The organism is Nostoc foliaceum FACHB-393 (assembly GCF_014698505.1).
In the GTDB taxonomy this organism is placed as follows: domain Bacteria; phylum Cyanobacteriota; class Cyanobacteriia; order Cyanobacteriales; family Nostocaceae; genus Nostoc; species Nostoc foliaceum_A.
In genome coordinates this window covers 201,942-209,765 of record NZ_JACJTD010000007.1, presented here as the reverse complement: position 1 = coordinate 209,765, position 7,824 = coordinate 201,942, and the positions used below count along the sequence as shown (strand labels likewise).

The window sequence follows — 7,824 nt, the reverse complement described above, 5'->3', positions numbered from 1 at the left end:
ACCTGAATAACGGTAAGAGGCTTGCAATGACAATGCACCTACAGTTGAGGAGCCGTGTGAAGGGACAACTTTCAAGCACGGTTTTGAAGACCAGCAGGGGAGGTAACAAACCTGCTGAGTTTAACCCCAGTCGGCACGTACCTAGAGAAAAAATACACTTTGGTTTTCAAACTGGAGACATTGTTAAGGCAATTGTTACTACTGGTAAAAAAGTGGGTAATTATGTTGGAAAAGTGGCTATTCGTTCATCCGGTAGTTTCAATATTTCAACCAAGAACGGATTAGTTCAAGGAATATCGAACAAGTTTTGTAAACGCATTCACGCAAAAGATGGTTATTCGTATGCTTATTAAACCCAAGAAATTGGAAATTACTCAACTGTTCCTCTCATTGTTTTCGCATTCGCTCAAAGTCACTCAAGGAACGTTTCGTAATTCCCCCTCCATTCCTCCCACCACTAATCGGAGTACCGATATAGTGGGGGTCTCCTGGAGGTTTTAGATGAAAAATATCTTGTTTGGCATATCACAATTCCTTCGGCGTACTCACCGAACGCAACCTCTGATTTTCATAGCCATTGGATGTCTTGCTGTATTCAGTCTGATTACCTTTGGGGGAATGTATGTTGTGGCTCAACCTGCTTCAACCTCATCTGAACGTCCTGCTGTTAAAGTGCCAAATTTGGGGCGACACTTTCAAGAATTCGGGCGTGAAGGCTCTATCGTAATTTACGACTCAAAAAACAACCGCATCTATGAACATAATCCTCAACGTAATGCAACTGCGATCGCTCCAGCTTCGACATTCAAAATTTTTAACTCGCTGGTGGCGCTAGAAATAGGTGTAGTCCCTGATGATGTGGCGGTTCTCACTTGGGATGGAATTCACCGAGAGATTGAGGCTTGGAATCATGATACCAATTTGCGCCAAGCCTTTAAAGATTCAACTGTTTGGTTTTATCAAGTGCTGGCACGTAGGGCTGGATATGAACGGATGCAGCAATTTATTAACAAAGTAGGCTACGGTAATCGTCAAATTGGCACCGCCGCAGACATTGATCGTTTTTGGTTACAACAGCCATTGCAAATTACACCCAAAGAGCAAATTAAGTTTTTGCAACGGTTGTATCAAGGCGATTTACCTTTCTCGCAACGGACAATAAATCTTGTCAAAGACATTATGGTACGTGAACAAACTCCAGACTACACACTGCGCGGAAAAACGGGATGGTTAACAAGTACAAAACCAGATGTTGGTTGGTTCGTAGGTTATTTAGAACAAAACAAAAACGTCTACTTTTTTGCCACAACCCTTGATATGCAAAAACCAGAAGATGCACCTGTCCGCATCGAGATTACACGACGCAGCCTCAAGGATTTGGGTTTGCTGACTCAGATCAACTAACCACCCCCGACAATAGTTACTACTTCTAAGCGATCGCCTGATTGCACTTTTGTTTGCGGCCAAAACTGGCGGTGTAAAATTTCGCCGTTATATTCTACAGCAACCAAGCGCGGGTTAAAACCCAACTCTTGAAGCAAGTCAGGTAAAAGAGTTTGAAACGAACAGCTATGGGTTTCCCCATTTACCTGAATCGTAATCTCATTAGACATAATATGTGGGAACTGGGGACTGTGGACTAGGGAATGAGGTATTAGGTATTGGTTATTTACTTTGGACAAATGAAAAATGATTCTTTTAAGGTTCTGGTTTAATGCGATTGAGTTGGGAGAGCAAATATTGTGTTACTAGGGTAGGCTGTTCGGCTTGCATGAGCGATCGCACCACCGCCACACGTTCGGCTCCTGCATCGATCACATCATTGATATTATTGGCATCTATTCCCCCAATAGCAAACCAGGGAATTGAGCAATTTTTGGCAGCATAGCTGACATATTCTAAACCTGTGGCTGCTTTACCTACTTTCGTGGGAGTTTCATAAACTGGCCCCACGCCAATATAATCTACACCTTCAGCAATTGCTGCTTGCATTTCTTCTTTATTTGTGGTAGAAAGACCTATCAGACGCTGCGAACCGAGTAATTGCCGAGCAACAGTAACAGGCATATCTTGTTGTCCTAGATGCACTCCATCTGCATCAACAGCTAAAGCTACATCCACGCGATCGTTAACAATGAACAAAGCACCGTAGATATGGCACAACTGCCGTAATTTTCTAGCTTGTTCCAGACGTAAAGAATCATCGGCGGTTTTGTCGCGGTATTGTAAGAGTGTTAATCCCCCTTTAAGTGCAGCTTCGACGTTGTTCAACAAAGTTTCACTAGGGGAAGTAACAAGATACAAACGCGATCGCCATAACAATTGATGGCGCTGATGACCCATTAAACTACTTTCTAGGGTATAAACCTGATAGCGCATCTGCTTGCAAGCTTTAGCCATAGTTGGATGGTAAAGCTTGCCGTATTCTTCTAGCACCCGCAATGCTTCTTCTATACGACAAAAGTTCGCTTGCAACACCGATTTGATACTAGCTCGTTGTTCCTCCTGAGGATGGGTTAACTCAGTCCCAGGATCGCCTGGTGTATCTCGCGCCGCCCGCAATTCTGGGGTATGCCACTTAGCTACCTCTTGTCGCAGCCGCTTGCATTCAAGAGCCAACTGGGCATTATTTAACCCAAAGCGACACCATTCCTCGATAATTCGCAAGCCCTCACGAGCACGGTCTAAATTGGCATCTAAAATGCGGTAGACAACTTGTTGTATTTGCTCTTTTTGGCTGTATGGCTCGACCATTACAACAACCCCGTTAGTGCTTTCATCGGAATGTGAATTATCATATGTCCTAGTAACCATAAGTTAATTAATTTGCTTTTTTTTACTCAATTTTTGCAGAATACACGCAAAATAACGTAGTAGTGAGGGTTCCGGGAAATTATCCCATGTTCCGAATGGCAGTGATAAGGGTAGTTTGAGGCTACAGTTTCGCACTAAGGTTAGTCAAGTATTTTAGGGTAAACGACAAGCTGACAAAGGACTAGCCAGAGCGGATACACTCAAAAATCTACAATGGGCAAATTAAATTTGAGACTGCATGGATACTATTTAGAGAACATTTATAAAGTAAATCTTAACTTTGAAATAGAGCGCTTTCTCGCCCAAAATATCAATCGGCTCGAATGATTATTGAAGCTCACAGTATATAGCGGTTCCCACATAGGCAAAGTACGAAAAAATAATTAACCACAGATGAACACAGATACTCTGAGGGACACGGCATTGCCGTGTCCCTACGCGTATACCTCATTCAGATGAGAATTGCTATATATTGCCTTACTAAAAGTCAACAAATTTTAGAGTGAGGGTATCTTGGTGTTCGGGTAGCGTGTCCTTTAGGACAAGGTATTGCTGAACAGGCACAATATCATTTATTACCCTGTATTAAAAATCGCCAATCAGTCAATATGTGAGTAATATTATCGACATAATACTTTCAGGGAGTATAAGAATTTATTGTTACTTCTAAGGAGTTGTGTTAAATATGATTCACTATCATATGTTTTCTAAGTACCGTAGAGTAGATTTTATGCTTGCAAAGCTGAAGTTTCTGAAATCAGCAAGGCTGTTATTTTTTATTTTTTCAGTATTATCTTTTACTGTAGGCATAGGAGCGGCAAGTATGGCGTTCCTGGATAGCGCGTTAGCGGATCTCGCCGTTAGCGTCCCTGAAAGAGAAGGCTCTCGTAGAGAAGGCATCGCTCAGATGCCATCGACACCAGATTCAGCACCTCTGAATGAGAAAACAAATTCTCAGAACGTGCTGTTTGTCAATCCAAAGGTTGGAAATGACAGCACAGGCAATGGCAGCGAATCCGCTCCTGTGAAAACGATTACCCAAGCGTTGCGATTAGCTAAGGCCAATACTGTAATTATCCTCTCAACGGGCACTTATAGCGCCGAGACAGGAGAGGAATTTCCCTTAATGCTGAAACCGGGTGTTTCAATTCAAGGCAACCCTAGCAATCAAGGTAAAGAGATTCTCATTCAGGGAGGCGGTGATTATCTGAGCCGGAGCTTTGCCGGTCAAAACGTAGCAATTGTTGGAGCAAACCAAGCCTTGCTCACTGGGGTGACGGTGACGAATCCAAACCGCCGTGGTTACGGTTTATGGATTGAATCTAGCAATCCGGTAGTAGTTGAAAATACATTTACTGGGAATACCCAAGATGGAATTTCCGTAAGTGGTGATGCTGCACCCACCATTAGTAAGAATTATTTTGATCGCAATGGAGCTAATGGCATGACAATTGCCGGTAACTCCAGTCCCCAAGTGCAGGAAAATGTCTTTCACCAAACGGGTTTTGGCATCAATATTGCCCAAAATGCCGCTCCTGTAGTCATAGGCAATCAAATTCAGAACAATAGATCGGGAATTGTTGTACAAGCAAAGGCCCGCCCGATTTTGCGGAATAATATTATTCAAGATAATAAAGAAGATGGTTTAGTTGCGATCGCTCAAGCAATGCCAGATTTGGGTAATGCATCCGAACCTGGGGGTAATACATTTCAAAATAATGCCCGCCACGACATTAACGCCAGCGCTGCTAAACAGGTGATTTCTGCTGCTGGTAATAATCTTGTGAGCGATCGCATCACTGGCAAGGTAGATATCAACGGTACAACAGCACTAGGAACCCAAACTTCTCAACCCGCCCCTGTCCCCAACAATGTGTTACGAGAAATAGCCCCAACTGGGGAAATCACCTTCTCGGCTCCCGAAATCTCTGAAACTACAAATGGGCAAACCAGTAACACCATTTCAGCAAATAATCCTGTTTCTGGGCAATTAAACAGTCAACTGCTGCCATTGTTGCCAGCCAATGTGCCGCTTTCCCCGCCTAGATCAAATCAACAGCAAGCCATCTCTAAAGTTGCCAGTTTTCCTACTCCTACCAGCTTGTCGGCTAGACAAATACCAACTAACGCTCAAGTTGCAACTCCCAGTCCAGCACAGCCACCTGATACACCACAGTTGAATTATGTGCGGATTGATCCTAATACGATTGAGTTTACTGCTCCTGAGTACCCATCCAATTCAGTAGCACAACCACCAGTTCCAAGTATAAGGGAGCAAACACAGCAGCCATTACCAATCCTAGAAGCTTCTGGCCCAGGTGCTTCAGCACTTTTACCAGTTCTTAACAACAATATCCCCATTGGTAATACTCGCAATATACGAACAAGTTCTGCAAGTATTCCTTATGGTGGTAACTCTGCAACACAGTTTGGTGTACGTTATCGCGTGGTAGTTCCACTCTTCACTGATAGAGATCAAGATTTAGTGCGATTCCTTGCTCCTGATGCGTTTCCCACGGTTTGGCAAGGCCAAAGAGTTATGCAAGCAGGAGTATTTAACAGTGAATATAACGCTAAAGAAATGCTCAAAACACTTTATAGCAACGGTCTAAGAGCCATTATGGAGCCGTTGAATTAATCAGTTGATCAGCGCCAAAATGTTTGCCGCGCTTGAATTTTTAATTTTTAATTGCTTAAGCGTACCCTATCCTGGCTTGTGATCTAAACGGGTGGCTTGCTCTAGGGCAGCTTTTTCTCTAGCTCGGCGGGCATAAGGCTGTAATTGGGCGCGATCGCAACCTGTTAAAATAATCAGGTTTTCCAAGCTGATCCCCCGCATTAACATTTCTACACGCCAGGTTTGTTGTGCTTGTGCTATCGCTGGCGTTTGTCCTTGGGGGGTTAACAGTCCATCACTCCATATTTGCCAACGTGTCTGAAGCTCTGATTCTGAAACCGGTTTGCCTGTTTCATTCAAAAACATGGCTGTTTGAGAATCTTTACGACTTTTCAGCCATTTGATTAAAGGATTATTAGTAAAAGAACCGTAGCGTTTGCCCAAAATCCACTGATTCACAGGTACTTGACGGACAAACCCTGGAATTGTAATTTGCAAGAAGTGCCCTTGAGTATCGTATATTTGGTGCGATCGCTCCAAGCTAATTATTTCTGTGGCAGATAATCCAGCCCCAAATAACACATAAGCCAAGGCATAATCTCGTACTCCCCATTTTCTGGCTTGTTGCAGAATTTCGTGAACTAAACTAGCAGGCAAATCAGCTACTTCTGTGGTGATAAAACCTCCTTGTAAGGAGTTTATTGCTGATTCTGCTGAAGATGACATCGCTCCATGTAAAAATAACTCCACCAAATTTTCCAGAAAATCATCCCGATCTTCCCAAAGCTCGTGAAATTCGCTGGTGAACTCAATTACGGCATACCCCAAGATCATCCCATTCAGCAAACTGGCTAATTTTTCTGCGGGTAAGTAGGTATTTAGGTGGCCTTGCTGGATTACAGTAGCTAAATACTGAGCTACATAGCGGTTTGCCTCTGTGACTCCCCTGCCTAGTGCGCGGCGATTTTCTGCCGGGAATTGGTCGGCTTCACCCACCACAGACCGGACGAACTCTGGCACTCGTTCCAATGCATGTAAACTGTCACTTGCATAATCTTTCAGAGCTTGGTAGACATTGCCGGGAGGTGTTGCCCGCCGCACCAGCGACTCACCTAAATCCTTAAAAGCTGCGGACTCTTCCAGCACAGCCAAAAGCAGTCCATGTTTATTGCCAAAATTGCGGAATAGAGTCACTTCATTAACTTCGGCTTTTTCAGCAATTTGGCGGGTTGTGGTAGCGCTGACTCCCTGAGCAGAAAACAACTCAAGTGCAGCTTGAATCAGGCGTTGACGAGTAGGAATGAGTTGAGATGACATACAAAAATGCAAGTGGCACTTGCACGGGTATCAGAGTTCTGCTAGCATAACAAATGTAAGTGATACTTGCTTTACTCTACTGTAACGGACTAGTATACAGGGCGGGTAAATCCCTGTGGGATTATGCCCAAGAAAAAGCAAATCGCTTTCTCATCCATCAACAGGAATTTTTATGACCGCAAATTTTGGGGCGATCGCTCCTGAGAGAGGCAACTCACCTCAACTCAGGTGGATAAATGTGGTATTTTTTGGTGTATTTCATGCCTTAGCACTTCTGGCTCCTTGGTTTTTCTCCTGGCCAGCATTAGGTTTGCTAGTGTTTCTGCATTGGTTATTCGGGAGCATTGGTATTTGCTTGGGATATCACCGATTACTGAGCCATAAGAGTTTCCAAGTTCCCAAGTGGTTAGAGTATGCGATCGCCCTCATTGGAGCGCTGGCTTTGCAAGGCGGGCCAATTTTTTGGGTAGGTGGACACCGCCAGCATCACGCCCACACGGAAGATATTGACCTAGACCCCTATTCTGCCCAAAAAGGATTTTGGTGGAGCCATATACTCTGGATTTTCTACCCACGTCCAGAATTTTTTGACTATGACACCTATAAAAAATATGCCCCTGATCTAGCAAGACAACCCTATTATCGCTGGCTAGATCGCTACTTCTTGCTGTTACAAATCCCCTTCGGGCTGCTGCTTTATGCCTTAGGAGGATGGTCTTTTGTGTTCTACGGAGTGTTTCTCAGATGTGTCTTACTTTGGCATTCAACCTGGTTTGTGAACTCAGCATCACACCTGTGGGGTTATCGCACCTTTGATGCCAATGATGGTGCTCGTAATCTTTGGTGGGTATCCATCGTAACTTATGGAGAAGGATGGCACAACAACCATCATACTTATCCCCACATGGCAAAATCTGGGTTGTCTTGGTGGGAGATTGATGTTACTTGGTGGAGCATCCTAGTTTTGCAGACTTTGGGTTTAGCCAAAAAAGTTGTCTCGCGTCCCCCTCAAGGTGCAAATCACGGCTAAATTGCAACTAAATTATCATGAATTTGTTATGCCGATTGCTTCCCGC

Annotated in this window: 6 protein-coding genes and 1 pseudogene; 4 read left to right on the top strand and 3 right to left on the bottom strand. The window is 44.0% G+C overall.

Annotation, left to right across the window (positions count from 1 at the left end):
• Positions 1–353: pseudogene (locus tag H6G92_RS39280) on the top strand (hypothetical protein); the annotation flags it as partial.
• A gap of 148 nt (positions 354–501) precedes the next feature.
• A complete protein-coding gene (gene blaOXA, locus H6G92_RS09215) occupies positions 502–1,404 on the top strand; it encodes a class D beta-lactamase (RefSeq protein WP_199344744.1) in 903 nt (300 codons plus the stop codon).
• Here the strand turns inward: blaOXA and thiS are convergent.
• Together thiS and H6G92_RS09205 are read right to left on the bottom strand one after the other, a co-directional pair.
• Positions 1,401–1,613, bottom strand: a complete 213-nt coding sequence (gene thiS / locus H6G92_RS09210) for a sulfur carrier protein ThiS (RefSeq protein WP_190893000.1) — start codon at positions 1,611–1,613, stop codon at positions 1,401–1,403. The two genes, blaOXA and thiS, sit on opposite strands and share 4 nt — an antisense overlap.
• Positions 1,614–1,698: 85 nt before the next feature.
• On the bottom strand, positions 1,699–2,814 hold the full coding sequence (locus H6G92_RS09205; protein ID WP_190892997.1) for a thiamine phosphate synthase: 1,116 nt from the start codon (positions 2,812–2,814) through the stop codon (positions 1,699–1,701).
• A gap of 685 nt (positions 2,815–3,499) precedes the next feature.
• Here H6G92_RS09205 and H6G92_RS09200 point away from each other — a divergent pair.
• On the top strand, positions 3,500–5,452 hold the full coding sequence (locus H6G92_RS09200) for a DUF1565 domain-containing protein (protein ID WP_190892994.1): 1,953 nt from the start codon (positions 3,500–3,502) through the stop codon (positions 5,450–5,452).
• A 66-nt stretch (positions 5,453–5,518) separates the two neighbouring features.
• Here H6G92_RS09200 and H6G92_RS09195 read toward each other — a convergent pair whose 3' ends face one another.
• On the bottom strand, positions 5,519–6,748 hold the full coding sequence (locus tag H6G92_RS09195) for a TetR family transcriptional regulator (RefSeq protein ID WP_190892991.1): 1,230 nt from the start codon (positions 6,746–6,748) through the stop codon (positions 5,519–5,521).
• A gap of 172 nt (positions 6,749–6,920) precedes the next feature.
• On the opposite strand from H6G92_RS09195, the gene H6G92_RS09190 reads away from it, so the two are divergent.
• Entirely contained in the window at positions 6,921–7,778 is an 858-nt protein-coding gene (locus H6G92_RS09190; protein ID WP_190892989.1) for an acyl-CoA desaturase, read from the top strand.
• Positions 7,779–7,824 lie beyond the last annotated feature (46 nt).

What these genes read in the sequence shown, in the direction of transcription:
- H6G92_RS09200 (WP_190892994.1), top strand. Translation starts at nt 3,500, where the DNA reads ATGATTCACTATCATATGTTTTCTAAGTACCGTAGAGTAGATTTTATG.
- H6G92_RS09190 (WP_190892989.1), top strand. Translation starts at nt 6,921, where the DNA reads ATGACCGCAAATTTTGGGGCGATCGCTCCTGAGAGAGGCAACTCACCT.
- H6G92_RS09195 (WP_190892991.1), bottom strand. Translation starts at nt 6,748, where the DNA reads ATGTCATCTCAACTCATTCCTACTCGTCAACGCCTGATTCAAGCTGCA.
- blaOXA (WP_199344744.1), top strand. Translation starts at nt 502, where the DNA reads ATGAAAAATATCTTGTTTGGCATATCACAATTCCTTCGGCGTACTCAC.
- thiS (WP_190893000.1), bottom strand. Translation starts at nt 1,613, where the DNA reads ATGTCTAATGAGATTACGATTCAGGTAAATGGGGAAACCCATAGCTGT.
- H6G92_RS09205 (WP_190892997.1), bottom strand. Translation starts at nt 2,814, where the DNA reads ATGGTTACTAGGACATATGATAATTCACATTCCGATGAAAGCACTAAC.